General features: G+C 42.3%; 23 protein-coding genes. 15 read left to right on the plus strand and 8 right to left on the minus strand.

Annotated features, from left to right (window positions below; all coding sequences use genetic code 11):
- The first annotated feature begins 150 nt into the window (after positions 1–150).
- The 5 genes from C4F40_RS11270 to C4F40_RS11290 all read left to right on the plus strand — a co-directional run bounded on the left by C4F40_RS11270 (position 151) and on the right by C4F40_RS11290 (position 8,257).
- Complete coding sequence (locus tag C4F40_RS11270) at positions 151–3,441, plus strand: SusC/RagA family TonB-linked outer membrane protein (RefSeq protein WP_196939504.1); 3,291 nt, start codon at positions 151–153, stop codon at positions 3,439–3,441.
- A 4-nt stretch (positions 3,442–3,445) separates the two neighbouring features.
- Positions 3,446–5,125, plus strand: a complete 1,680-nt coding sequence (locus C4F40_RS11275; RefSeq protein WP_196939505.1) for a RagB/SusD family nutrient uptake outer membrane protein — start codon at positions 3,446–3,448, stop codon at positions 5,123–5,125.
- 61 nt (positions 5,126–5,186) lie between these two features.
- Positions 5,187–6,152: a BT_3987 domain-containing protein gene (locus C4F40_RS11280; protein ID WP_196939506.1), complete on the plus strand. Its 966-nt coding sequence runs from the start codon at positions 5,187–5,189 to the stop codon at positions 6,150–6,152.
- A gap of 80 nt (positions 6,153–6,232) precedes the next feature.
- Positions 6,233–7,729 (plus strand): DUF4832 domain-containing protein, encoded by a 1,497-nt coding sequence (locus C4F40_RS11285; RefSeq protein WP_196939507.1) that lies wholly within the window; start codon positions 6,233–6,235, stop codon positions 7,727–7,729.
- A gap of 318 nt (positions 7,730–8,047) precedes the next feature.
- Entirely contained in the window at positions 8,048–8,257 is a 210-nt protein-coding gene (locus C4F40_RS11290; protein WP_196939508.1) for a hypothetical protein, read from the plus strand.
- Positions 8,258–8,396: 139 nt separating this feature from the next.
- On the opposite strand, the gene C4F40_RS11295 is transcribed toward C4F40_RS11290, so the two are convergent.
- The 3 genes from C4F40_RS11295 to C4F40_RS21580 form a co-directional block, all read right to left on the minus strand.
- Entirely contained in the window at positions 8,397–8,648 is a 252-nt protein-coding gene (locus C4F40_RS11295) for a hypothetical protein (protein ID WP_196939509.1), read from the minus strand.
- A 483-nt stretch (positions 8,649–9,131) separates the two neighbouring features.
- On the minus strand, positions 9,132–9,443 hold the full coding sequence (locus tag C4F40_RS11305; protein ID WP_196939511.1) for a helix-turn-helix domain-containing protein: 312 nt from the start codon (positions 9,441–9,443) through the stop codon (positions 9,132–9,134).
- Between the two features lie 72 nt (positions 9,444–9,515).
- On the minus strand, positions 9,516–9,671 hold the full coding sequence (locus C4F40_RS21580) for a type II toxin-antitoxin system RelE/ParE family toxin (RefSeq protein ID WP_231390026.1): 156 nt from the start codon (positions 9,669–9,671) through the stop codon (positions 9,516–9,518).
- Between the two features lie 665 nt (positions 9,672–10,336).
- Here C4F40_RS21580 and C4F40_RS11315 point away from each other — a divergent pair.
- The 5 genes from C4F40_RS11315 to C4F40_RS11335 all read left to right on the plus strand — a co-directional run bounded on the left by C4F40_RS11315 (position 10,337) and on the right by C4F40_RS11335 (position 14,935).
- Entirely contained in the window at positions 10,337–11,365 is a 1,029-nt protein-coding gene (locus C4F40_RS11315) for a type IV toxin-antitoxin system AbiEi family antitoxin (protein ID WP_196939512.1), read from the plus strand.
- Positions 11,362–12,192, plus strand: coding sequence for a nucleotidyl transferase AbiEii/AbiGii toxin family protein (locus C4F40_RS11320; protein WP_196939513.1), 831 nt, complete (start codon positions 11,362–11,364; stop codon positions 12,190–12,192). The genes C4F40_RS11315 and C4F40_RS11320 overlap by 4 nt, the downstream gene beginning before the upstream one ends.
- A 492-nt stretch (positions 12,193–12,684) precedes the next feature.
- Entirely contained in the window at positions 12,685–13,935 is a 1,251-nt protein-coding gene (locus C4F40_RS11325) for an RHS repeat-associated core domain-containing protein (protein WP_231390028.1), read from the plus strand.
- A 10-nt stretch (positions 13,936–13,945) separates the two neighbouring features.
- Complete coding sequence (locus C4F40_RS11330; RefSeq protein ID WP_196939514.1) at positions 13,946–14,341, plus strand: hypothetical protein; 396 nt, start codon at positions 13,946–13,948, stop codon at positions 14,339–14,341.
- Positions 14,342–14,554: 213 nt separating this feature from the next.
- On the plus strand, positions 14,555–14,935 hold the full coding sequence (locus tag C4F40_RS11335) for a hypothetical protein (protein WP_196939515.1): 381 nt from the start codon (positions 14,555–14,557) through the stop codon (positions 14,933–14,935).
- Positions 14,936–15,156: 221 nt separating this feature from the next.
- Here the strand turns inward: C4F40_RS11335 and C4F40_RS11340 are convergent, their stop codons facing one another.
- The gene (locus tag C4F40_RS11340; protein ID WP_196939516.1) at positions 15,157–15,780 is read right to left on the minus strand and encodes a helix-turn-helix domain-containing protein; all 624 of its coding nucleotides are present in this window, start codon (positions 15,778–15,780) and stop codon (positions 15,157–15,159) included.
- A 700-nt stretch (positions 15,781–16,480) separates the two neighbouring features.
- Here C4F40_RS11340 and C4F40_RS11345 point away from each other — a divergent pair.
- From C4F40_RS11345 to C4F40_RS11355, 3 genes are read left to right on the plus strand one after another with little or no spacing between them, the layout of a single operon-like run.
- The gene (locus tag C4F40_RS11345) at positions 16,481–19,555 is read left to right on the plus strand and encodes a SusC/RagA family TonB-linked outer membrane protein (RefSeq protein WP_196939517.1); all 3,075 of its coding nucleotides are present in this window, start codon (positions 16,481–16,483) and stop codon (positions 19,553–19,555) included.
- A 12-nt stretch (positions 19,556–19,567) separates the two neighbouring features.
- The gene (locus C4F40_RS11350) at positions 19,568–20,935 is read left to right on the plus strand and encodes a RagB/SusD family nutrient uptake outer membrane protein (RefSeq protein ID WP_196939518.1); all 1,368 of its coding nucleotides are present in this window, start codon (positions 19,568–19,570) and stop codon (positions 20,933–20,935) included.
- A gap of 53 nt (positions 20,936–20,988) precedes the next feature.
- On the plus strand, positions 20,989–22,275 hold the full coding sequence (locus C4F40_RS11355) for a peroxiredoxin family protein (RefSeq protein ID WP_196939519.1): 1,287 nt from the start codon (positions 20,989–20,991) through the stop codon (positions 22,273–22,275).
- A 51-nt stretch (positions 22,276–22,326) separates the two neighbouring features.
- Here C4F40_RS11355 and C4F40_RS11360 read toward each other — a convergent pair whose 3' ends face one another.
- Together C4F40_RS11360 and C4F40_RS11365 are read right to left on the minus strand one after the other, a co-directional pair.
- Positions 22,327–22,677, minus strand: a complete 351-nt coding sequence (locus C4F40_RS11360) for a hypothetical protein (RefSeq protein WP_196939520.1) — start codon at positions 22,675–22,677, stop codon at positions 22,327–22,329.
- Positions 22,678–22,962: 285 nt separating this feature from the next.
- A complete protein-coding gene (locus tag C4F40_RS11365; RefSeq protein ID WP_196939521.1) occupies positions 22,963–23,502 on the minus strand; it encodes a cyclic nucleotide-binding domain-containing protein in 540 nt (179 codons plus the stop codon).
- Positions 23,503–23,852: 350 nt separating this feature from the next.
- Between C4F40_RS11365 and C4F40_RS11370 the strand changes: the two genes are divergently transcribed.
- Complete coding sequence (locus C4F40_RS11370) at positions 23,853–24,824, plus strand: hypothetical protein (RefSeq protein ID WP_196939522.1); 972 nt, start codon at positions 23,853–23,855, stop codon at positions 24,822–24,824.
- A gap of 179 nt (positions 24,825–25,003) precedes the next feature.
- Positions 25,004–25,396 (plus strand): hypothetical protein, encoded by a 393-nt coding sequence (locus C4F40_RS11375; protein ID WP_196939523.1) that lies wholly within the window; start codon positions 25,004–25,006, stop codon positions 25,394–25,396.
- Positions 25,397–25,454: 58 nt separating this feature from the next.
- On the opposite strand, the gene C4F40_RS11380 is transcribed toward C4F40_RS11375, so the two are convergent.
- Positions 25,455–25,592 carry a hypothetical protein gene (locus tag C4F40_RS11380; RefSeq protein ID WP_196939524.1) on the minus strand — a complete coding sequence of 46 codons (138 nt, stop codon included), beginning with the start codon at positions 25,590–25,592 and terminating at the stop codon, positions 25,455–25,457.
- A 27-nt stretch (positions 25,593–25,619) separates the two neighbouring features.
- The gene (locus C4F40_RS11385; RefSeq protein WP_196939525.1) at positions 25,620–25,802 is read right to left on the minus strand and encodes a hypothetical protein; all 183 of its coding nucleotides are present in this window, start codon (positions 25,800–25,802) and stop codon (positions 25,620–25,622) included.
- Positions 25,803–25,882 lie beyond the last annotated feature (80 nt).

Below are 25,882 nucleotides of genomic sequence, written 5' to 3' on the forward strand. Positions count from 1 at the left end.
CATCCGTCAGATTTGTCTGGATCAGTTATCGGCCATTCTTGAAAAATCAGCCGAAAAACGATTATCTAACCATACAAACATTACAAATATATGATTTTTATACGACGTCTGAAGAGCTTCGGTAGGTTCTTCAGCTACCAATTAGTTATAATGATGAAGTTAGTGATCCTCTTAACATTTATATTTTCACTTCAGGCTATTGCGGAGATCAAGGCACAAAAGATCACTTTGAACGCCAAGAACTCCACGCTTCAGAACATCATGAAGCAGATCCAGAAACAACAGGGTTATTCATTTCTATTTCGTGGAGAGAATATTGCCAAGACACGGGTGACGTTTAAGGCCGAAAATATTGATTTCGCGGATGCTATGCGGATTCTTGTCGAGAACAAAGGTTTACAATGGTCGCTGGAAGAGGGTATTGTTACAATCTTTGCAGATCAGAAAGAATCGAGGAATCATCCTGGCCCGAGGCATGCTATCGCTGAAGATCTACAAGAGAAGGTGATCTTCGGTAAAGTAAGCGACGAATCGCGTCGGCCGGTTGCTGGAGCTACGATCCAGCTGAAAGGAACCGATAGGCAGACAAAGACAGATGATGAAGGGAACTATCGAATACTGATCCCTGCGAACTTTAGTGGAACTGCGGTATTGGTGTTTTCCAGCATAGGTTTCGAAACAATTGAAACCAATGTCAATAATAAAGGTTCCACAGATGTTTCGCTGAAACCAGCGATAGGAGATATGGACGAAGTGGTCGTCGTAGGCATGAACTTCAGGCAGACGAAGCGATCAGTGACTGGTGCAATGGCGACTATAGAAACCAAAGCGCTTAAACAAAGTCCGGTGGCCAATCTGAACAACGCGTTGGCGGGTAGATTACCAGGATTGATCACCGTTCAGTCTTCGGGTCAACCTGGGCAAGACGCGGCAGCCATGTACATCAGAGGCGTAGGTACATATGGACCAAATCGAGCTCCTCTGGTAGTGATCGACGGACTACCCCGTGGACAAGGAAATTTTAGTCAAATAGATCCGAATGAAGTTGAATCTATTTCTATATTAAAAGATGCCAGTTCGTCTGCGCTATATGGGATACAAGGTGCGAATGGTGTGATTGTCGTAACCACGAAACGGGGTAGCTCTAGCCAGAAACCCAACATTGACTTTACTACCCAGCAAGCCATTCAAAGCCCATATCGGTTGCCGCAGAATATGAGCGGATATGATATCGCAAAATATTGGAATGAATGGGATATCAACAGTGATCTACTTCCAAGATTTAGTGAACAAGCATTGGAGATAGTCCGAACAGGTGCCGATCCTTACCTTTATCCGGATGTCAATTGGTTTGATGAAATTTTAAAGAGTTCCTCTCCCCAAAGCCATTATAACCTCAATATCTCAGGAAGTTCCAATCGAGTACGGTATTTTGCATCGGGTAGTTATATCAACCAAGGGACACTCTTGAAACATGATGATGAGTTTTTTGACAACTATGGTGTTAAGAGCAAGTTTGACCGCTATAATTTTAGATCCAATTTAGACATTGAGGCTACTTCATTATTATCTATTCAGATTGATTTGGCCGGGAGGTTAGAAAACCGTGTGGGGCCAGGATCTGGTTTTGAAAGTATCTTCAGCCATTTAACCAATATGTCACCCGTCGCGCTTCCGGTATTTAATCCCGATGGCAGTCTGGGCGCGGCAAGTAATGTTGAAATCCCATATTATCAGAACCCGTATGGCTCCGTTACCAGAGGGGGGTATTATACCAACACAACAAATGTTATGTACGGAACACTCTCCGCAAAACATGATCTGGGTTTTTTGGCGAATGGTTTAGACGCACAGATGTTTTTTAGCTTTGAAAATAATAACTACAAAGGCACCTCTAGATTACAGCAGTTTGATATGTTTTGGTATAGGGGGGCTGATCAACAAGGTGCGCCTATTTACCAACAGACAGATGTGGGAACCCGGCTCACTACTTCGGGAACGAGCGCTATAGAAAGGTCAAATTACCTCGACTTTCGACTAAATTATAGAAAGAACTGGAACGAGCATAACTTCAGTGCCCAGGTTTTGGCAAACCGGACATTACGTGTACTGAACGATGAGCTACCTTATGCATATCAAGGAATTAGTGGAAGGTTGACCTATAATTTTAAGAACAGATATTTCGTCGAAACAAACATGGGGTTTAATGGCTCTGAAAATTTTCCACCTACTCGCAGATATGGTTTTTTTCCAAGCGTATCGGCAGGATGGATTGTTAGCGATGAACCCTTTATGGAAGTGTCCGGTATAAATTATTTGAAAGTGAGAGGCTCCTATGGTGTAGCTGGAAATGATCAAGTGGGGGGAAATAGATGGCTTTATATCAGTGATTATGCACCTGGCGGAGGCTTTTCCTTTGGAGAATCTCCATCCGGAAGACCTGGTTATAATGAAAATAGAGTAGGTAATCGTTTTGTCACATGGGAGCGATCGCAAAAATCTAATGTCGGGTTTGAAGTGTCGATCTTGCCCAAAGATGCCCTTCAGCTCACCTTCGATGTTTTTCGTGAATACAGGGCAAATATCCTTACTGCTCCCGGGTCAGTGCCAGATTATGTAGGAATCGGCAATTTGGCTCCTAGGAATACCGGAGTTGTTCTTAACCGTGGGTTTGAAGGAGAACTACGATTTAACAAATCGTGGAATGATGTACGGATATTTTCGAACCTGATGTTTACTTACGCTCGTAACAAGGTTTTGCAAAATGATCAACCTACACCGATGTACGGATATCAAAACCTTGTCGGTTATGAAGTGGGGTATACCATTTGGTACAAAGCATTGGGGTTTTTCAACTCTGAAGACGAGATACTGAACAGCGCTATACAGAATTTCGACAGCAAAACGATTCCGGGAGATGTAAAATATATGGACGTAAACTCAGACGGAGTCATTAATGCCTATGATAGAGTCCCTATGCAGGTTCAAAATATACCACGTTATATGGGGGGGCTTTCTATAGGCGCGACGTATAAAGGATTCGACATAAGCTTATTATTAAACGGAGCAATGGGTGGTACAGCCGATATGGTACCTTCGTCTAGAGATATCGCACAGCTGCAACGTTGGACATCAGAAAGCGCAGAAAATGCGCGTCTTCCTGCTCCGCGTAGATCAGAAAACAATGCCCTGTACTCCTCACTATTGCTTCATAACACAGATTATATAAAGCTGAGAAACATGGAACTGGGATATGAAATCCCTCCTCAGTGGCTTAAAAGCGTTAAGCTATCCGCTGTCAGAGTATTTGTAAATGGCCAGAATTTGGCGGTTTGGGATAAACTTTGGATCAAAGATCGTGACCCGGAAGCAACCAGCAGTTGGGATGTGCCGTATCCGATACAGCGCATAGTAAATTTTGGTGTTAACATAAAACTATAGACCGATGAGATTATATAAATATATAGTGGCTTGCAGTATCATCTTGCTATTAGGGTGTGGTAAAGATTTTTTGGAGCGTGCACCGAGTGACTTTATTGATGAAAATGAAGTCTTTTCTAACCTAGATAATGCCGAAGCATTTTTGAATAATGCGTATACATATCTTCCGGATTTTCTCAATAAGGGTGGAACGGGAGGCGACTACAATCTTGGCTCGGGAACCGGTGAGGGTGTAAGTATGTGGAACGACTATACTAAAATGTCGGTAGATTTTAACAACGGTAATTGGAATCCAAATTCTTTTCCTCTGGATTACAGATGGAGTCAATACTATAATGCGATACGTCGAGTTAACATATTTCTGAAAAATTATGAACTGCTTCCGGATGAAGCTGGTACCCAAAACAACTTGCTCAGAAAGCGGAGAATGCTGGGAGAGGCCTATGGACTTCGTGCTTTCTATTATTTTCAGTTGATGAAGATGTGGGGAGAAGTACCTATCATAGACCGACCTCTGGATTCCAGTAATGAAAGTGATTATCTAATGGGGCGAAACTCTGTAGACGAGGTTGTTGAATTTATAAAGAAAGATATCGATCAAGCTATTATAGCCCTTCCTCCGAGGATTGGCGGAGCCGAATATGGTCGATTTACCGGTCTTACAGCTCGCGCTCTATTAGCTCGTACTCTTCTCTATTATGCCAGCCCACTGTTCAATCCACAAAATATAGCGATGCGATGGGAAGAAGCCGAAACCGCCGCTGAAGAAGCATGGAGGCTGTCTGAAGTTAACGGACACACGCTTTCATTGCAACCACTTAATAACCGTCAGGCTTATGAACGAATTTTCGTAGAACTAAATAATGCGGAAGTGATATGGTCTCGTACTTCCGATTCCTATTGGTGGGATTTCTGGGCAGAGTCTTTGGGTTATGGGGGTTGGTATGGCGAAGCGCCTATTCAGGAAATGGTCGATTCCTATGAAATGCAAGCTACCGGCCAGTTGCCTGTATTGGGTTATAATGCAGACGGAACAGTACAGCCCAATCCGACTTCTGGATACGATCCAAAAAGCCCTTTTGCAGGCAGAGACCCCCGCTTCTATCAGTCCATTCTATATCACGGAGCGCAGTGGAAAGGGCGTCAGATCGACATCAGCCCGGGAGGTCGTGATTATTTTACCGATCGTCCGCGTGTCAATTATTCTTGGCGAAAAGGAATGCTCGAAGAACGAAACTTGGTAACGGAGACAGGGATGAGCGCACGGAGGTTTGTACTTTTTAGATTAGCCGAATTGTACCTTAACTATGCAGAGGCGCGGAACGAGCGACTCTCTGATCCTGATCAGCACGTGTATGATGCGGTGAATGCTATTCGCCTGAGAGCAGGTATGCCAAACTTACCAACAGGTCTTTCCAAAGAGCAGATGCGCGAGAGGATCATTCGGGAGCGTAAAGTTGAATTTGTTTTGGAGGGGCTGACTTTTTGGGATGTCAGGAGATGGAGAACCGCACATATTGTAGATGTCGGTCCTGTAAGGAAGATTTATGTAAATAATCAGGGAGACTTTACCTATCCCATTTGGAGTGTACGGGTATTCGATCCGAGCAAACATTATTTCTTCCCTATCCCCCAACTGGAAATTGATAAAAACCCCATGCTGATACAAAACCCCGGATGGTAAAGCTTCCATGTACATTGTATTTGAAAAATAAGTGTTGTTAAAAAAATAAAATTTAAAGTAAATGGATATTAAGAAGTATTTGGCTGTTTTTATTATTCTTACATTACTCTCTTCCTGTAAAAAAGAAATCGAGTTAGGAGAATACAAGCGAGTATATATGCCCCAATCACTCAACTCACCGCATTCCTATACGATATCATTAAAAGATGAGGAGACGAGGATTGTAGTTGGTGCAGCCTTAGGAGGAGTGGAAGCATCGGAACAGGAGATCGAAGTATCCTTTCGGGTCGACCCGCAATTAGTAGATCAGTATAATCAAAATAATGCAACTACATACCGCTTATTGCCAGCAGCTGCCTACAGGTTCTCTTCCGACAAAGCGACTATTGCCATTGGAGAAATTAGCTCTCCGGTGATTGAATTGTTGGTCAATGGATTTGGTACGTTGCAAGTAGATCAAGAATACCTGCTTCCAATAAGTATAGCAGACATATCTGCAGGTGTGGAATTCAACGAAGATCTTAAGACTGCCTATTTTCTTTTTAGAGTCACGCGCGAATTTATAGATCGGAGTTCTTGGACGGTATTCGATACGTCTACAGAAGAACCGGGTGAGAATATGTGGGGTGGCACTGGTGGTGGTGAGGGACGCCATGCAATAGACGGTATGACAGGCACTTACTGGCACACGCAGTGGGATGGCGGTCAGCCAGCGCCACCCCATCACATAGCATTCGACATGGATAATAATCAAACCGTCAACGGGTTCGTCCTAATTAACCGTAATAATCGATTGCTGAATGGAGGTAATCCACAGAATATAACTGTTCAGTTCAGTACGAGTGGCTCTGTATGGAGTCAGAAGGAAGAGTTCATCCTGGAAAACATAGACGGTGAGCAGCAAATAGATTTGGCCATTGCCGTTCAAGCTCGATATTTTCGGATTACCGTTAATAGCACGTATATCGACATGATTAATAACCGGCCCAATCCTTCCACGCATATAGCGGAAGTGTATGCCTTTTGATTAGTTCCTGGTAAATGTCGAGCAATATCGGTAGATAATCTGCCGATTTAAACAATACATTTTATATAAAAAAAAGAGTAATGAAACGTCATATATACACCGCAATAGCGAACATAATCCTTTGGATTACCACAATAGCCATGTCAATGGCTTGCTCGAAAAGCAGTCCACAGATCAATGATGAGGATAATCCGCTACCGACAGAGAAGACTGTAACCTTCTACCCCAAAACTACAGGGCTGATCAAGAATCCGATGATGGGATGGGGTATTTACAGCGATTTATCCGATTATACCGATAACTATGCCGGCGATATGCAATTCTGGACAAAATTCGATGCATTAAATATTGATCGGTATGCTACTCACCTCTATATCCGTTGGCCATGGAGTGCTTATGAAGGGGCAAAAGGTCAGTACGCTTGGGATACGAATCCGTTTTTTAAGCTGTTGGTGGAAGGAGCGAAGCAACGAGGCTTAAAGCTTGCTTTCCGAGTATATGTAGACAGTCGCGACTACGCGACTTCTTCCACGCCACAATACGTGAGAGATGCGGGTGCTCAGGGATACGGTACGCCCTGGTCTCCCTATGCGGACGATACAATCTTTCAAGCGCACTACACGGACTTTATAACCGCTTTTGCAGATGAATTCGATGACTCGGATGTTGTGGACTATGTTGATGGTTTTGGACTTGGTAAATGGGGCGAAGGACATAGTATGATACTCCGTAATGATTACAATTATGAGACCGTATTCAAATGGATAGTTGATCTTTATCATCAGCAGTTTAAGCACGTACTACTTGCTCTCAATTACCATGTGGAAATTGGCGCGCCATTGCTGAACTACGCTTTTAATGAAAAAGATTTTATCTTGAGGCACGATGCCTTCGGTATGAGCGAATGGTATGGTAATTTCGAAAAAGGTATGGTGGCTGCACATTTTCCCAACCGACCGATCATAACAGAAAGTGGGTGGTGGATGAATGGGAATACGGCATGGATGAATGATCCAAGAGGATATAACGCATGGAGAAATGTGTGGGAAGGCACTTTGGGAGATGCCTTGTTGCAACAAGCAAATACGCTTGATCTAAGAAGTCTAAACGAAGCAACCTCCTGGATACAGACCTCACCAGATTTGGTACAGCGTTTTATAGCAGATGGGGGGTACCGGTTGTATCCTTCCGAAGTGAAATACATGGAAACCATAGGGATCGGAGAAGATTTTACCATTTCCCATACATGGAACAATATGGGCATCGGTGTGTGTCCCAACAATCTGAAGCAATGGAACTACAAATATAAGGTAGCTTTCGCTCTTCTTGATACACAGACCAAAGAGATCAGAACGCTACTTATTGACGATGAGGCAGAACCGTCACAGTGGCTTCGAGGACAGCCAAAAAGCTATAAGCATAGAGGTCGGTTAAATGGAGTCAAAGCAGGTAAATACCGTTTGGCAGTCGCTGTTGTCGACACGTCGAAAGATAATAAACCAGCCCTCAACCTTGCGATGTCTGGAAATGTCACGCAAGAAGGATGGTGGGAAGTAGGGGACGTAACGGTACAGTAAGTTAACGGAAACAATAAATACCTCGGCGACTCTGTCCCGAGGTGAGTTTATAAATTATTACAGCCATCCAATTCTGGGCGGCTTTTTTTGTTTTAACCGGATAAATTCTTGGTAGTGGGGCGCATCAAAACACCGGAGCATTTACTTCGTAGAGCTGGCATCATTCGGTTGGTGTAACGGTTCTCGTGCTTAAGGAAGGTCACGAGTGCCGCTTTGCTTATGCTCGTGCCAGAGCGCATCAATAAACTCACTAACATCGGTTTTTGAATACAAAGCACTTCAACTATATTTGTATATAGCCTTTACAAAGAAAGAATTATGAAAGCAATCACAATACATCCGGAATCTATAGAACAATTAAAGACCGTTAAGGCTGTGTCAAAAGCTTGGAAAGTTCCTTTTGAACCCCAATCAGCTAGTTTGCCCGATCATGTAACAAAAAGTATTCATAACGGATTTGATCAATATAACCGTGGTGAGTCGATTTCCTTAAAAGCGTTTAAAGAAAGGCATTTACGAAAGGGGTGAAATACGAAATGTCCGATAGGTAGCTTAACGGACTCCTTTTCGATTTCATCAGAATTAACAAAATGGCCAGTTCTGAATTGTTGCATTATAGTGGTGAAGAGGGTTGACTTTCCAGAACCATTTGGCCCAGCAAATACCCTTAACCTTTTGGTTGCAGACATATTTTAGTTCCTTTACTTAAGGCAATACGGCTTTTCACTTGGTTGATTTTTTTTAACTCGCGAGTAGTGCCATTTGCTTCTTTAAGGACTATTTTTTTGCCCTGTACGATTTGTATCGGCAATTCCAAAGCCGTAGAAATTCTAAATGCTGTAGATGAAGCCTTTTTAGCAGCCCTTGAAACAATTTTTCTTTCTTCTTGTGTGTTTAATCTCTTTGCAGTTTTAGACATAATTCCTCCCGTTGCAATACTTGTATAAAAATATGAAAAACTGTGATAAACAAGATATGTTTTTGTGTACGCCCTGCGGTTTATCCCGAGCATTAGCGTAACGGTCTACGAATTTTTATTTTCTTTCGAACCAATTTTCAATTTTTAGCTCTTTTATATATTTGAAATCTTTGATGTTGTCCGTTACCAATGTTAATTGATTGGCAAGCGCACCGTAAACACCCTTTTCTCTTTGTCTTTCGACAAATGCGAAGCCCTTGCTCTAAGATAAATGATTCAAGTTCTCGAAGTATAGCAGTCTCAAGATCTTTTTCAAGATAGGTTTTCTGTAGACCCAATAAATCTAAAAAATAAGGGTCTTTGAAATTGTTGTGTAAGCGCAATACCTTCTATATTAATTAGGCACGGGATAGAGTCCACGCACCAACGATTTGCATATACCGGCGCGAGCCTTCGGGCTTTTTCAATGACTATTATTATCCATTATCCGACGTTTACGCTTAAATTTGGAAGCTCTACCTGCAATGTCACTTTTGCTTTCAATGCAGTAAATACCCGTAATAAAGTCTCCATGGTTACATTGCTCGCATTGTTTTCAATTCTTGAAATCTGCGATTTCTGAACACCGATCAACTTACCCAATTCTTCTTGGGTCAGGTTTCTTTCCTGTCTGGTTTGTTTAATGGCCTTTCCCACTAGGTTCATTTGAAGCTCATACTCAAATAAATCCCGTTCCACAGTTCCTGTCTTTCCGATAAGCTCGTCCTGTACATGGTCTAACGTGTATGTTTTCATTTTTTCTTTCTTTTTAATTGTTTATCATCAAAATACGCTGTTCTTATTTGAGTAGCTCTTTGAATCTCTTGGTCAGGGAACCTTACTTCGTTTTTTAATAAATCCATGTGTCGAGATAACCATTGTTTCAGAAGAAAAAGTCTTGTCCCAAAATGCAAGGAGCCGGTATTGCAATCCTTGGTATAGCGTTCGAAACTCCCAGATGTCATTATTTAACTTTTTGAACAATTCGGTAACGTGTCCTGTCTGTGCCTTACGGATTATAAAGGATTTTTTCGGAGTGTTTCCGTTCCAGCCCTTTCAGAAATTCAAAGGCCTCATCTAAAAATATGACTTCAAATAGTTTGTCCATTCGGTTTTATCCCTTGGGTACAAGATAAGGAAAGTTTCGTTATAATGAAACTTTACGGAGAGGGTTAGTATGATAACAATTTACATGAAAGAATTTAGGTAGCCTTGTTAAGAGAAGATGTTACTGCTAAAAGCAAAAACACGGCAAAATGTGAGTTTTTTATGCAGTTTCGTTATCGACTTACTATTAATCCCCATCGCTCAATCGCAGCCCTTCTATATTAATTAGGCACGGGATAGAGTCCACGCGCCAGCGATTTGCATATACCAGCGCGAGCAAAGGAGGGTTTTGGAAAATTTCGGTTTTATAAATCAATATATCTTTCATATTTATATGTAAATTCTTGGCGTTCCGGAGAATTTAGTTTAAGGTGGTTGATTATGAATTTAAATGCTTCGCTCGGTTTTTCAAGAATGGCTAATGAGATTAAATATGCGTCCTTAGCAGCAATGATTGGGTGTCAGCTACATAGTGATTATTTGGTTATCTCAATATTGTTCATTATTTTTGTTTGTTCATGTTTCGTGAACAAACAAAAATAATGAACGCAGGAAACGATATATTGGAAATACGACTGGTGGATCAGGCGTTAAATAGCCTAAAGCAACACACAGGGATGGAAACGGAATGGATACCGAACAACGATCCTGTCGATAATGCTGTAGACGGCGTATTGGTTATTGAACTCGATGGAAGAAGGATTGAGCTGGATACAGAAATAAGGCGAGAAGTTCGCCCCCATCAATTAAAAATGATTGCGAACAAGGTTGGGAAAGAAAGGCCTTTATTGCTCCTTGCTCAAAATATTTTGCCAAAGGCAAAGGAACGGTTAAGAGCAGAAAACATAGCTTACTTAGACGTGGCGGGTAATTTTTTTATCCGATATCGAGATATATGGATATGGATTGAAGGCAATAAGCTTCCCAAAGTGGAAAAAGATATACCAAATAGGGCGTTTACTGCAGCAGGCCTAAAGGTACTTTTTTTTCTCTTGACCGAACCAGATGCACTGGATATGCCCTATCGCGAAATAGCTTTGGGAGCAAATGTGGCCTTAGGGAATATACCTCTTGTTATAAATGGACTGAAGGAAACGGGCTTCTTGGTCAAATTGGATAAGACGAGATACAGATTGAGGAACAAAAGAGAATTGCTCGACCGATGGATAGCCGGCTATCAAGAGATATTGAGACCCAAATTGGTTATAGGAACTTTCCGTATGCCAGAAAAGCATATCGATTGGAGACAGTATAGACTTACCAAAGGAGATTTTTGGGGCGGAGAAAGCGCAGCAGGATTGCTTACAGACTATCTGGAACCGGAAAAGTTGACACTGTATACCACAGTGACAAAATTGGAACTCGTAAAACGGTATCGGTTCATTCCCGATCCTAAGGGCAATGTCGAAGTCTTGCAGCAGTTTTGGGTAGACAGGGAAATTAATTGGTTCATAAACCAGGTTCACCCTCTACTGACCTACGCCGACCTCCTATTGACACAGGATCCCCGAAACATTGAGGTGGCAGAGATAATATTTGAGAAATACCTAAAGGCCGATTTTAACGAATGAGACACGGCGAACTAAAACATATTTTCGACACGTTGGAACGTTGTTTCGACGAATTACGTATCGACTATTACCTTATAGATGCATTGGCAAGACAGATTTGGTATGAAAAAGAAGGGGTAAATTTCCGCACTACTAAAGATGTTGATTATGCCGTATTGATGAGCAGCAGGGAAGAATACCAAACTGTCCGACAGTACCTTATTGATAGAGAAAATTTTACTGCATACAAAGGAGACGCCTTTGTATTAATATCTCCAGACGGCATACAGGTGGATATCCTCCCATTCGGAGAGATCGAGACCGATGAGGAGGTAATATTTAGTGGACAGGGGATGACCAACATCAAAGTCGACGGGATGAAAGAAGTATACCACTATGGAACAGCTTCGGTAACGTTGGAAACGGGGAATTCATTTAGAGTCGCGACGCTATCGGCAATAGCATTGCTCAAGTTTATTGCCTACGACGACAGGCCCGACCAACGCCAGAAGGATGTGGTCGACATTGCGAATATAGCCCGCCACTTTTTTAACCTACATGAAGAACTTATATATGAACAGCACAACGACTTGTTTGATGAAGAAAAGGTAGCAAGCTTCGACAGTATAGGCCCTATTGTATTAGGGCGTGAAATGAAAAAGATTGCTGAACATTCCCCTAAATTGAGAGAAAGGCTCAATAAAATCATGGAAAATCATCTCCAGATGAAGGAAAAAAGTATTTTCCTCCGTCTTATCTTACAGACAATGTCGGAAGAAGCAGACCTTCAAACGGCGCATAGGCTCCTCAGCGATATACGTGGTGGCTTTTGCTCAGCCATATTGTAAATTACTATTTTTGCCCCATGCCCTACCACCGAGACTTTATCCCTTACCCATTGACGCCTTTGGCATCTTCATCCCTTCAGATTTGACAATTTCTTTCGTTTCCGATAAGTATTGGAAAGTCACATTATTATCGGCGTTTCTTTCCAAAAGCCCAACAATATGCCTACGGGAATCTTGCCCCTTACCCTATGCAAGATATAATTTTGAAAAAACAGTCATTGATAATGGATGTTATGTACTACGGTAGTCTATAGTATTTTTAGTGAACCGACTTGAGATATAAGCTGTTTATTCAGCTAAAAGGATAAGGTCAAAATATAATAATCTTGTATTTAGGTTATTATCTAGAGGTAGGCCAGTAAATTTCTTTTCTTCTGTGTCAATTTTTCTGAAATTTATATTTACGCCTAACCTACCTATCAAAACAGCAGGGCTACCACATCAACGACGTATACATACAACAACAGCAACAAAAGCAACAGGCTGGCAAGCTTGACCGGAGCCGTCAGTGGTACGTATACCTATGATGCCAACGGCAATGCGACAAAGGACCGTACAGGTATGAAGATCCGCTACAACCACCTGAACCTGCCGGATTCGGTTTATAATGCTTCGGTCCGGGTCGGTTACCTTTACGATGCAATGGGTACCAAGCTACGGAAGTATTCCAACCAGGGTGGCAACCGTGACTATGTCGGCGGTATAGAATATAACGGGAACAACATCGAGCTGATCCATATGGGTGAGGGCGTGGCGTACCGGAATACATCTAACAATACATACACGTACCGTTACAACCTGACGGACCATCTGGGCAATGTACGCTCAACGGTGTACCGCAATCCGAGCACAAGTGCCGTCGAGGTGTTACAGAAGGACGATTACTATCCGTACGGTAAGCAGCGTGTTGTAGCGGCAGGGAATAATAAGTATCTTTATAACGGCAAGGAAATCCAGGGTGAGCTTGGGGGCCAGTATGATTACGGTGCTAGGCTATACGATGCAGAGGTAGGCCGTTTTAATGTTATAGACAGATTTGCTGAGAAGTATTATCCTTTGTCACAATATCAATATGCTGGTTTGGATCCGGTTAAGAACATCGATGTCAATGGCGACTCTATATGGTACACTATTGATAAAAATGTCATTACGTTGAATGTGACAGCAAAAGTTATTAACCAATCTAACAGTAATATAAATGTTGGCAGAGCAGCAGGAGATATTGCTTCGGGCATAGACGATGCTTTTAGCGGTTCTCTAAAACTTAATGGAAAAACATATGAACTAAAAACGAACGTAAAAATTGATGCCGCAAAATCAATGGACGAAGTTTCTAGCTCTGATCATCTGTTTGTTATGGCTAATAGTGATGGTAAAAATGCAAGAGGGGCAACAAGTATGATTGGCGGAAAAGTGATCACGCTAGCTGAAAGTGATTTTGCTGATGATAACTGGATGTCGAATAATCTCTCTTATAACAATACTAGAACAGCCGTACATGAATTCGGACATGCAGCTGGTTTAGATCATGGTTCTGCTTCTGGATTTAGAAATTTAATGAAACAGGGAGGAAGTGGTGCGAATATAACTGATGGTCAAAGAGCAAAAATGTTCGAAAATAGGAAAAAAGTTAATCGCGGTAATAATTCGTTCCTAGGTAAGCCCTATCCATTCTTACATATGATAGAGGGTAACAAAGTGACAAATGGTCATATAAATGATGTTGGATTATGGTATAAGTAAACTGTTTATAATGAAAAGAATAATTATAATTTGGATGTTTGTCCTGGCAATGATAGCTTTTTTTCTCTTTGGTGTAAAGTATGAAACGACCATTTATTTGGGAATGTCATCGCCAACATCAGACGGCTACAGTATCGATGCAGAAGTAAAGATAGACGGAGAGGTAATTACAAAAGATAGTATAAATAACAATCCGTATAAATATAAGACAATAAAAAAGGAGTTGGGTATAGGTTTTAGGAAAGTTGAAATATTGTCTGTAAGAGCTGGTGTTTATAGCACAAGGGCTTTGTTTATATTACCAAATCAGTATATTTTGATGGAATTTTATCCAAGATTAAGGTCTGAAGGGGAAGAACCGGAGTTTGATATAGTAAATAGATTCAATCCCTTTCGTTATGAATGATTCGGATAACCAAGCGGAGAAAGCAATATAATTATAGTGCAAGGTTCTATGATGCGGAGATAAGACGGTGGAATGTAGTGGATCCGCTGGCGGAAGAGTATTATTCTTATTTACCAATAATTATACTGTTAATAATCCGATAAGATTTATAGATCCTAACGATGAAGGCGCTATTGTTGAAAGAGAAAAAATTATAAATAGATTGCGTAATAAATGATGAATCCATATTTCATACTGTATTATCACCTTTACAAACATTCTGAATATTTAAAAAGAAACGTTGCTGGATCATTTTTTGCAAGTCCTCCTGGCGACGGTATAATATTTTTATCTGCATTTGAAGTTTTGAATGTAAGTACTTTAGGAATACATTTCTCATGGCCCGCAGTAACAGCATCCCACATGTTAGATGCTGTTCTTTTAGGAGGAGTTTTTATGGGAATTAATTATGTTATATTTATAAGGACAAAGAAATATTTAAAAATCAGCGAAAATATGGCGAAAGAAAGTCCTGAAAAAAAATTTATTACTGGTTGTTTGGTTCTTTTTTACGTCCTTTTAAGTATTGTGTTATTTTCAGTAGTCTATTGGTGAACGCAAATGGCATAGACCGAAAGACAAATGTTGGGTGAGCGGAGGAAAATTCCAGCGATTAGTTATCAAAAGATAGTAACTTAGGAATCTATAGTCCATCTAAACTTGTGGAAACTATCGGAGCAGGCGGCTCTGATCCTTTCGCTGGGTTTAGAGCCCTTCGTTCGGTATCGATGATTGCCAAGGCTATCTTGCTGAAGATGTTGAAGTTCACAAGTGTTTTATTTCCCTTCGCGAAGGCGTAATACCTTTTTTCCCGCTTCGGTGGTGTAGTAGGATTGAGAAGGGCTATTCTTACTTTCCTTATTAGTGTAATCGAGCCAACCGTACATTATTAGTTTGCCAGCGACACGTTGAAAGGTGTTGTGAGTATCATCAAGGCGTACGAGTTTATCGAGAATATAGGACCGACTTTTGGGAATGTGGCAATGGATCAATATGTCTACGTATCGTTGGACGTCAACTGGACGTAATAATAGTGCTGCTTTTTCGCTATCAATTGTCCTTACTTGCTCTATTACTTGATTTAATCTTGTTGTTCGGATTTTTTCGATAACCTCAGGGTCGTTTGTGTCAATATTGAATATGTCGATTTTTAGCCAGTCTTCAACTTGTAGATTGAATTCAGAAAATATGCGTTTTAGGATTAACATCGTAATATTCTTTCCTTTTTCATATCCTTGGTATTGCGAGTAACTCATGCCTATAGTGTCCACAAATGCTCTTATTGTTGGGAATCCCGACGCAATTCTCATTCGTTTCAAGAAGGCTCCTAGCTGCTTTAGGAAAATCTCATCGTTGAGTTTTGGGTCGGATAGCGCGTTGTTTTCATTATCATTCTTCATACTCCAATTTCGGAGTATTTTTTTATGCAATAAATCCTATATTTAGGATAATTTATTTTTGATATTAAATATATGTTATTATATTTGTTTTTGAATGTTTGAGTTATTTTAAATGCACCATGTATTGATTATTTTATAAAAATAGAGATAAGCTACTTATTCTACTTGTACTGAGTAAGTAATAAATTAATTTACGAGCCTCGTGACCGGAATCTGGAAAATTTTGTAGTACGAGTGTAAGTGAAGCGCTAATGTCCTACCTTTGTAGGATAGGGCTGGCGCTCGCTTATTCTAATTGTACTACAGCTATCTCGAAAGAGGTGGTGGCCCTCCAGAGCCGCGGTTGCAATTTAGGATGCGGGCGACCAGCTTTTTAAATTTTAAACAACTGGTGACCAATCTAATAAGGCTCGTTTAACTATAACGAGTTATGAGAAATCTAAAAAGTCAAGTATTAAGAAACAAAATCTCAGCCCCCGAGTAGCTCGGCGCGGCCCAACTCCTTAAACGGAGTTCTTAGATCGGTGAATGCGTAAATCAAACCAATTCAGCACCTGATAACGCGTATAGGCGTATTCCGATTCCCAGTTAGACAAAACTTATTAGACCGATGATTTAGCACACAGCAGGAAAGGGGGTGTGGTAGCCTGCCTAAAGCGTTGCAAGTTCGATGGTCAACCATGAATGAAACCTTTAAAAAATGAAGAATTTTTACAAGGGTGGGAGAGGACTGTGCTATTTGAAGCGGCTATCCCATCTTTTCAAATCAAAAAATAACCGAAGCTGTACGCTGTTCGGCTTCGTATTAAGTCTTATATGTGTGTTGTTTAGTGATGCCCAGGCACAGTCGGGTCGTACCCTCGGAGGAGTTGTGCGCTCGACTGCCGACGGGCAACCGATAGCGAATGCTTCTGTAAGTTCGGATAAGCAGCAAGCGCGTACAGACACAGAAGGTAAGTTTGCCATCTTAGTGAATAAACCGAACGGAACTATAATTATTAAACATATCGGGTTTACCGAGCAAAGCGTCGCATATGATGAGAAGACTACTTCAATAAACATACAGTTAGCGCCTGTCGACAATATACTGGATGAAGCGGTTGTTATCGGCTATGGGACAACGACCAGAAGGTTAAATACCGGATCTGTGGGGAAAATATCCGGGGCTGATATCACAAATCAACCCGTCTCCAACCCGCTATCAGCACTTTCCGGAAGGATACCGGGGGTAGTCGTCTCGCAGACCAGTGGCGTACCCGGAAGCCGGGTCAATATCGAAATACAGGGACGCAATAATCTTAATCCCAATCAATCGGCTGATCCGTTATTTATTATCGATGGCGTTCCCTTCGCAGCCAATAACGATGCCACCAACATGTTGGGCAATACGCTGCTGAGCCCATTCGCCCTGATCAATCCGGCGGATATCGAAAGTATCGAGGTGCTCAAGGATGCCGACGCGACAGCGATCTATGGCTCGCGGGGCGCATACGGTGTGGTGCTCATTACAACAAAAAAAGGAAGCAGCGGCAAGACAGTAGTAAAGGCCGGACTACATCGAGGAATAAACCGCGTAACACGGCTGGTCGATCTGCTCAATACCGAGCAGTACCTAGAGATGCGTCGGGAAGCGTTTGCCAATGACGGGGTGACCCCGACGGTCAGTAATGCACCGGATTTGGTATTATGGGATCAACATGCACAGACGGACTGGCAGAAAGAGCTGATCGGTAGTAGTGCTTCTTCTACCGATGCACAGCTATCCCTATCTGGAGGTAGTAAGTATACCCAGTTTATGGTGAATGGGGCATACCAGCAAGATAACATGGTGTTTCGTTACAGTAAGCCATACACCCGTACTTCTGCTCGATTAAATCTGAATCATAGATCGGAAAATGAGCGTCTGCAGATTGGAATGACGGCGGGGTACGGAACAAACAGTACCAAGAATACGGTATCGGATCTCACCAACCTCACCATCGTATTGCCACCCAACTATCCGAAGACCAGAGACCAAGAAGACGACCTGATCTGGGAATATGACGGGGTACCACTTTACTATGGTAATCCCTATGCCTATACGAAAGAGAAATTCGAATCCCGATCCAACGCATTGATGACCAATATGAATCTTTCCTACAGGCTGTGGAAATCCCTGGTGGCAAAGGTTAGCGCAGGGTATAACACGACCACCACCTTTACCGAATATATGGCACCGAAGCTCGCTAAAGATCCACAGTATGATGTGGATGGATCCATGACCACCGGAGATAATACGTATCATAACTGGATTGTGGAGCCGCAGTTGGAGTACAACGACGTACTGTTTGGTGGCAAATTTCAAGTGCTGCTCGGTACTACTTTCCAACAGACGGTAAATGACCGGGTACGGATCTCGGCCACGGGATTCACTGCAGATGAGCTGATGGGGTCTTTAGGAGCGGCGACAACATACAACTTGTCGAGCAATACGTCGGATTATCGGTACTCAGCGATCTTCGGTCGCATCAACTATAATATCATGGATCGATATATACTGAATCTATCGGGACGTAGAGATGGTTCCAGCCGTTTTAGTGCTGGTCGAAAGTTTGGAAATTTTGGTGCAGTAGGGGCGGTATGGATATTTTCCGAGGAAGGGTCTATAAAAGATATATTACCATTTTTGTCCTTTGGAAAGTTGCGTACAAGCTACGGTATCACGGGCTCGGATAATATAGGCGATTACCAGTATATGGAAACGTGGACTCATGCTAATACACCATACCTGAATGTCAAAGCACTGTACCCTTCGGGACTGGCGAATGCTAATTTTCGATGGGAGGCCAACCGTAAGCTTTCATTGAGCGTAGATCTGGGTTTCTTAAAGGATCGCCTGCTTTTCAATACAACCTATTTTGATAACAGGAGCAGCAATCAGCTCATCTCGACACCTTTGCCGCGTATTACCGGTTTTACCACTATCATCGAGAATTTTCCCGCTACAGTACAGAATACGGGATGGGAACTCGTGGTACAGTCTACTAATCTGAAAGGGGGAGATCTGAACTGGTCTACGAATATCAATATGACCATACCGCGGAACAAACTATTGGACTTTCCAGATCTCGATCGATCTAACTTTGCCAATACCTATATCGTGGGGAGATCCCTCAATCTCATCCGTGGTTATGTCGCTGAAGGGGTAAATCCGGAGTCGGGACTGTTCACTTATACGGATCTAAACGATGATGGCGTGCTCAATATACAAGATAGGATATATCTGGGCAACCTTGATCCAAAATTCTATGGAGGACTGCAGAATAGTTTTACCTATAAGGGGTTCGGTATAGATATTTTTATGGAATACCGTCGCCAAATGGGAAGGAACTACATGAACTCACTCTACTCGGACGTGAGAGTGCCCGGTTTTATAGGAAACGTGCCGACCTACGTTATGGAGCGTTGGCAACAGCCCGGAGACCAGACAGATATCCAGAAGTTTAGTGCCAATTTTGGTACACCGGCCACCGCGGCCGGACTCCAGTTTGCAAACGGACACAATACAAGTGTGTTTTCAGATGCCTCGTTCATTAGGCTCAAGACCCTGGCTGTCAATTATACGTTGCCGGAAAAGTGGGTATCCAAATGGGGAATTGACAGGCTACAGGTTTTTGGCCGGGCGCAGAATTTATTTACGTGGACCTCTTATAAAGGATCTGATCCGGAGGTCCAGAATCTACGGGTATTACCCCCGTTACGAACCTATGTTTTTGGTATAGAAATCAATCTTTAAATAATCAGCGTAATGAGAAATATACTATATTTTATAACAGGATGCATCTTACTGTTGCAAGCTGTGGCCTGTGAGAGTTTTTTAGCGGTCGATCCTCCGGTGCAGGATATTATGGCAGTAGAGGTCTTTTCTTCAAAACGTACAGCAGAGTCAGCGATAATAGGCATGTATAGCAGGATGACAACCTCCAATAACCATGCGCTCAACGGCTTTATGTCGCTCTATATGGGTCTGGCCGCAGATGAATTTGCCAATACGGCTGTCAATGCCACTTTTGATGTATATAAGAACAATGCGATATTGGGATCCACAGCTTCTGTTCTGGGCTCCGCATGGGCACCTTTGTATAATTATATGTACCATGCAAATGCTATAATAGATGGCCTGCAAAAAAGTACCGGGATAGCGTTAGCGGATAGACAAGCCTTGCTTGGCGAGGCCTATTTTGTTAGGGGACTGGTCAATTTTTATCTCGCAAATCTGTTTGGCCCTGTACCGTTGGTGCTCGATACCGACTACGAGAAGAACCGTGTACTAGCGAAATCATCGTTAGATGACCTGTACGATCAGGTAGAAAGCGATCTGCTACAAGCAGAAACACTGCTGTCGACCGACTATCCGGACAATACACGGATCCGTCCAAATGTGTATGCGGCAAAGGCACTATTGGCACGTGTCTACCTTTACCGCGAGAACTATCCCGCTGCGGTGTTGAGGGCGTCGGAGATTATTGAAAACAGCGAACTGTATACGCTGGCGTATGAATTCGATGAGGTATTTCTATCCGACAGCAAAGAGGCGATATGGCAGCTGTTTCCGGTAAATGTTTCCTACAATAGTGCAGAAGGATTGGCTTTTATCCCATCATCGGCAACAGCACGTCCACCCCACGCCCTTTATGGCGGATTGCTACAGGACTTTGATGAGGGAGACAAACGTGTTGCTAACTGGACACAGCAACGGACGTTAGCCGGTATTACATATACCTATCCGTTTAAATATAAAATTCGGGCGAATACGACCAAGACGGAGTACAATACAGTATTTCGACTGGCCGAACAATACTTGATACGGGCAGAGGCAAGGCTAAATATGGAACAGGTCGATCTTGCGGTCAGTGATATCAATATGTTGCGCCGAAGGGCAAATGTACTGGAATATCCTGAAGATATGGATGCACAGCAGGTGATGAAGGCTATTATTAAAGAACGTCGTACCGAATTCTTTGCCGAGTGGGGCCACAGATGGTTGGATCTCAAGCGATGGGGGATTATCGATGAAGAGATGCTCAGGACAAAGCCGGACTGGAAAGGGGATAATCTACTATTACCTATACCTGAAGCGGAGTTATTGCGCAACCCATCCCTTACACCAAACTAGGTTTTATGAAATATGCATTATTCTACAAGACCTTTAAAAATGAAATGATATATATGAAAAAGATAACGACTGTATTCACGATGTTCCTTTTGGTTCTAATTTGTAACGACAGCTATGCCCAAAATGCTGATGGATTTTTCCATGTGGGGGACACTTTACGTCTCACAGTGGATCAGGTACAGAATCATTCGGAGCCTACGATGCAGGTTCCAGTCACGGGGAAGAAATTGACCCTGATCGAAATATGGGGTGTTGGCTGCAAGGCCTGTATAGAAGCCATGCCTCGTCACCAACAGATGCAACAAAAGTATAACAACGATATACAGATCATTCTGCTCTGTGCGGATAGTCTCGCCCGCCTTAATAAAGCTAAAGAACGCATAGATAATATCAGGAATGTGCGGTTACCTATTATTACGGCTGAAAGTGGACTGCATAAAAAGTTTCAATTTCGACAGTACGGTACTTTCATATGGATCGATTCGGTAGGTGTAATCCAGTATATAACCAATGGTACATACAAAGACAGGGGAAGTATTGAGAAGTTTATAGCAGGGGAGGAATTATCTTTCAGCGAAAAAACTGAATTAAAATTGGATACGCGTAAGCCCGTAAAAGAGAATATTGCAGAATATTTGGAAGATAACGAAGTCCTCTCTTTTTTTATGGCGAAAAAAGATCCAAAGTATCATTTTGCGGGTACTATAGCGAGAAAGACCGATAAGGAGACAGGTAATATTGTACGAATATACTCTTATGATACCGACATTATCAAACTTTATAAGCACATTTATAAAAGACCTCTTTTGCATAAGACACTGGTTAAAATGGAAGTATCTGCTCCTGATCGGATTATGCCGGATTATCCTTCCGTAGGCGATAATAGATTTGTTTTCGATTTGAACGTGAGAAACGATATTTCTTCGGACAAGACGATGCAGTATCTAGAGGAGCAGCTTAAGTGGCTTTACAATATAAGAGGAACTTTGGTTAAACGTGACGTCAAATGCCTGGTTTTAAAGAGAATCGATAAGGTGGATCTTGCTTCCAAAACGACAGAAAGTATTAATAAATTGGACATGAATTACATGCTTCAGGTTCGAAACTTACCATGGTGGAATTTTATGACAGGGCTTACAAGCGGCAGTTATGCGGTGGAATTGCCACCGCTTCCAATTGTGGATGAAACAGGTATATCGAAGGACTTAAAAGTAGATTTATCTTTTCAATTGCGATATGATAATCTGGATTTGATGAATCAATCTTTGGCACCGTTAGGATTAAGGTTTGAGGAGGCGATAAGGGAATTAGAGGTGCTACTGATCGAAGATTATATTTAACGATAAAGGGGGGGGGAAGTCCCCTCTATCGCTAAACATAAAACCTACCAATTACGGCTGTGGGATACCGAGTGTTGATGCAGGGCTATCAATTTCCTCAGACTTAACCCCCGCTTCCGGATTGTTTTCGTCGTTGAGCTGTTCCGTAGAGTAACCTCGTTGGCAGCCTGCTTCATTCTGCACGCAACCGTCCGATTCCGCTTCCTGATTGTCGGCAGTGTTACTACCTAAGAAATTTGTCATTGATGGATCAAACCAGTGCAGTTCGTCCTGTACAGTGACTGTTATTTTGTTCTCTTCTATTGCATCGCTTGTCAATGCATGTACACTTACTGTAGCAGCTGTACCTATTATGAATAGAGCAGCTACTCCTTTGATGATTGTTTTAATTTTTCTGTTCATGACAGTGTTTTTAAAATGATTGTATTTTGAAAAATGTAATTTTGTTGTTGTGAGTAGCCCATGGCTCCAAGCCATCGGGGTTCAAGGTTCATTCTATGTACCGACCTGCCGGGGAACACTGCAAATTTTCTGTTATGAATCTTTCTTTTCATATGCTCTTACTTAAACGTTATTATACCTTCCACCTATTGGATAGGTTAAAGGTATAAAGCATATTTACCTCTTCGTTCTGCTATAGTTCACAATCTCAGGTGAAATAATTCACAAAATGAAATATAGTGCATGTTACCAGCCCGTTTTACCAAAGTATTCACGCGACATTGCCAAATAGCTTGAGATTACGACATTAGGAATCGCACCGGGGATATCCGGGAATAGTTTTTTAAACTTTTCTTTGCGGCTACGCTTTTCGATATCGAGCAATTCCTGTCTATAAAGTACCCGACGGATCCACTCCCGTACAATATCTTTTTCGAGGTGATACAGGTCGGGGTGCGTACGGTGTACATCGGTTAGCGTATTAACAGGTAGGACAATCAGGATGGCATCCTGCTGTGTGTGGTACTCCCGTGATTCTTCTACATAAAAGTCGGGTACGATACAACCGGGGCCAATAAAATGGATGATATTGCCGGTGTCGGTCGCTTCTAAACTGAGTATTCCTTTCGTGACAAGAAAAGCATCGAAGCTCCGCGATGGCAGAAAGCTGCCCTGTCGGATGCGCTTGATGCTGCTCCACGGTCGAAGCGCGCTCCACAGGGATTCGTCATAATTATGGAAGGTAAGCAGTGCCTGTTGAAAGGCATCTATGGGTTGTTTCATCATTTTGTTTTTTTAGTTTACAATGCCCGACGGATTAACCTGCTCGTAAATAATACCGCGGCCTGGGGGATGTGAGCGTGATGCTATTTACGTTTCAGTCTATCCGCCAGTTCTTAGAATGGTCTATTGGAGAATAATTTAACAACTAAGGTAGGAGCCATTTATCCATTGGTATAATCATTTCATGGGATTCGAAAACTATTTTTCGCAAAATCTGGGAATATCTATCACATACCAAATCCTGTTTCCCGTAATATGCGAAAAGCATTATTTTTGCCTTTTTTTATTGTTATTCCTGTTCATTTTTTAGTAGTTTAGAACGTATCTGTGAATCACAACCAATTAAAAAATAGATGCTGAAGAAATTAGTAGAATTATTAGAACCAAAAAAAGGGGGGCGTAAAAAATTGATCCATTACCTGATGGAGGAATTAGGGAAAAGTGAGAGTGCCGTCTATCGGAGACTGAAAGATGCCAAATCGGTACCCGTAGAAGAGTTGCAGTCGCTGGTGGAGGAGAACGATCTCGGCTGGGCGATCTTCGATGGAAGTAGGGAAGAAACGTCTGTTTTGCAGCATATCAAACTGCAATCCCTAACAGAAGAGTCGTTACAGGAATACATCGCAAAGCTGTGGCGGGAGCTCGATCGCGCTGTTGCCGAACAAGACAATTCCATTCTGATTTTGGCGCAAGACATCCCATTGATTCATTACATGTGCTTACCTGATATCCTATGTTTCCGACTTTTCGATTGGGCTACACAATTACAGCAGTTTAAAGGAAATTACAGTGATTTTGCCCTACGTTATAAAGGAATGTGCACGCGGATTTCGGAAGCTTCGCACTGCAGCTGGTATGTCAAACGTCCGTCGACCGAACTATGGAACGAATGTACCCTCGTACCCTTGATGAGGTCGATTAGGTATCAATATGGCCGAAATGCGCTCAATGAGAGGGAGCTTTCTTTGATCGAACAGGCCTTGAATAAAATAATAGCTACGTTGAGGAGCTGGCTGCAGAGGGGTAGTAAAGATGGAAATGGGGATGTCAAATTTGAACTCTATGATTCCTATGCTAACCTCCCTATCCATATACTGTCTTATTCATTGGAAGGTCAGGTACGGAAACTTATCACGGTAGATCCATTTTGGCAAATGTTAATGGATGACGTGCTCGATGAAGAGGAAGATCGTGCCGTGCGCTTCAAGGCGATATTCAGCCGTTCCTCGTGTCTCAATAGTGTATCTGAAGTGGAGCAGGCGACTTTTTTCGGTAAACTGGAGACACAGGTGACGGACTTTTTTGCGGGTTTAAAGGAGCAATAGTTTGTAAGAACGAATTGTAAACGTAATATATCTTTTTCAGAACTGGCCTGTCCGGTAGGATGGTGTAGGGGTGTGAAGGTGCTTTTGTGTCGATCTTTTTAAGGCGAGGCCATTGGAGAACCTGATGCGCCACGACATTGGGGGATTGCCCTGCAGGATGTTGCCCCAATCCTATTCTTATGGAAAAGTATTTTGCTGAGCTGATCTCCTTGCATACCCAGCTCATACAACAACGGGAATCCCAAGACAAAACGCTCCAACTTTTTTCTGAAAAACTCCAACAGCTTGCTGCCCATCTGGGCGCCGATGTTGATGCGGTGATAACGCCGAAGCTTGACGCGGAAGTCCAGGAAGCACAACTTCCCGAGCATGTAAGCGTACAATGGGCTGCAGATTACCTGGATATCCATCGATCTAATTTCTACCGCAACGTCGATGGCAAGCTGTTGTTCCGTGTGCTTCAAATCGGCATTCGCCCCTACTATTTAAAGAGCGATGTCGTATCTCTTATGGCCAAACATGAAAAAGGTGCGCATACCTTTAGTAAAATGGCAAAAAAGAAAAAGGGCTAAGCGGCTAAATGGTAATAAACTCAAGTATCCGTGATTCTATTTGATGGAGATGTATATGCTATTGGTTCAAAAGGGATTGTGTTTTACCCAAAAGGGTATCCAGCTGCCTGGAACAGAACTCCTTTTGATCTATAAGCAACTCCTTTTCGTCCGCCTGTGTTCCTTTTGCATTGGAAGGGGGATTCTTTTGATCCATATGCATATGATTTTGACCGATAATGGTTTACAGTTGATCGGGATAGAAACCAATCCCGGTCAACTGTGGTTCCTTTTGGTTCGACCGTAAGCCATAATAGACGAAAAGTACGTCCTTCTGCATCAAATAGGAACTTGTTTGATCCAAATGGGACTCCTTCCATTCGGAAAGGGTATTCTTTTGTTCGAAATGTGAACCCTTTTCGTCCAAAAGGGTACCCTTTTCAGCTGTTTTTTTTCTCCAACTGTCGCAGGGCGTCCTGTTTCGGCGTAATTTTCATGTAGTCTGTT

Source organism: Sphingobacterium pedocola (assembly GCF_015209965.1).
GTDB lineage: Bacteria > Bacteroidota > Bacteroidia > Sphingobacteriales > Sphingobacteriaceae > Sphingobacterium > Sphingobacterium pedocola.

Coding starts and splice junctions, on each gene's coding strand:
- C4F40_RS11270 (WP_196939504.1), top strand. CDS start 151: ATGATGAAGTTAGTGATCCTCTTAACATTTATATTTTCACTTCAGGCT.
- C4F40_RS11275 (WP_196939505.1), top strand. CDS start 3,446: ATGAGATTATATAAATATATAGTGGCTTGCAGTATCATCTTGCTATTA.
- C4F40_RS11280 (WP_196939506.1), top strand. CDS start 5,187: ATGGATATTAAGAAGTATTTGGCTGTTTTTATTATTCTTACATTACTC.
- C4F40_RS11285 (WP_196939507.1), top strand. CDS start 6,233: ATGAAACGTCATATATACACCGCAATAGCGAACATAATCCTTTGGATT.
- C4F40_RS11290 (WP_196939508.1), top strand. CDS start 8,048: ATGAAAGCAATCACAATACATCCGGAATCTATAGAACAATTAAAGACC.
- C4F40_RS11295 (WP_196939509.1), bottom strand. CDS start 8,648: ATGTCTAAAACTGCAAAGAGATTAAACACACAAGAAGAAAGAAAAATT.
- C4F40_RS11305 (WP_196939511.1), bottom strand. CDS start 9,443: ATGAAAACATACACGTTAGACCATGTACAGGACGAGCTTATCGGAAAG.
- C4F40_RS11315 (WP_196939512.1), top strand. CDS start 10,337: ATGAACGCAGGAAACGATATATTGGAAATACGACTGGTGGATCAGGCG.
- C4F40_RS11320 (WP_196939513.1), top strand. CDS start 11,362: ATGAGACACGGCGAACTAAAACATATTTTCGACACGTTGGAACGTTGT.
- C4F40_RS11330 (WP_196939514.1), top strand. CDS start 13,946: ATGAAAAGAATAATTATAATTTGGATGTTTGTCCTGGCAATGATAGCT.
- C4F40_RS11335 (WP_196939515.1), top strand. CDS start 14,555: ATGATGAATCCATATTTCATACTGTATTATCACCTTTACAAACATTCT.
- C4F40_RS11340 (WP_196939516.1), bottom strand. CDS start 15,780: ATGAAGAATGATAATGAAAACAACGCGCTATCCGACCCAAAACTCAAC.
- C4F40_RS11345 (WP_196939517.1), top strand. CDS start 16,481: ATGAAGAATTTTTACAAGGGTGGGAGAGGACTGTGCTATTTGAAGCGG.
- C4F40_RS11350 (WP_196939518.1), top strand. CDS start 19,568: ATGAGAAATATACTATATTTTATAACAGGATGCATCTTACTGTTGCAA.
- C4F40_RS11355 (WP_196939519.1), top strand. CDS start 20,989: ATGAAAAAGATAACGACTGTATTCACGATGTTCCTTTTGGTTCTAATT.
- C4F40_RS11360 (WP_196939520.1), bottom strand. CDS start 22,677: ATGAACAGAAAAATTAAAACAATCATCAAAGGAGTAGCTGCTCTATTC.
- C4F40_RS11365 (WP_196939521.1), bottom strand. CDS start 23,502: ATGATGAAACAACCCATAGATGCCTTTCAACAGGCACTGCTTACCTTC.
- C4F40_RS11370 (WP_196939522.1), top strand. CDS start 23,853: ATGCTGAAGAAATTAGTAGAATTATTAGAACCAAAAAAAGGGGGGCGT.
- C4F40_RS11375 (WP_196939523.1), top strand. CDS start 25,004: ATGGAAAAGTATTTTGCTGAGCTGATCTCCTTGCATACCCAGCTCATA.
- C4F40_RS11380 (WP_196939524.1), bottom strand. CDS start 25,592: ATGGATCAAAAGAATCCCCCTTCCAATGCAAAAGGAACACAGGCGGAC.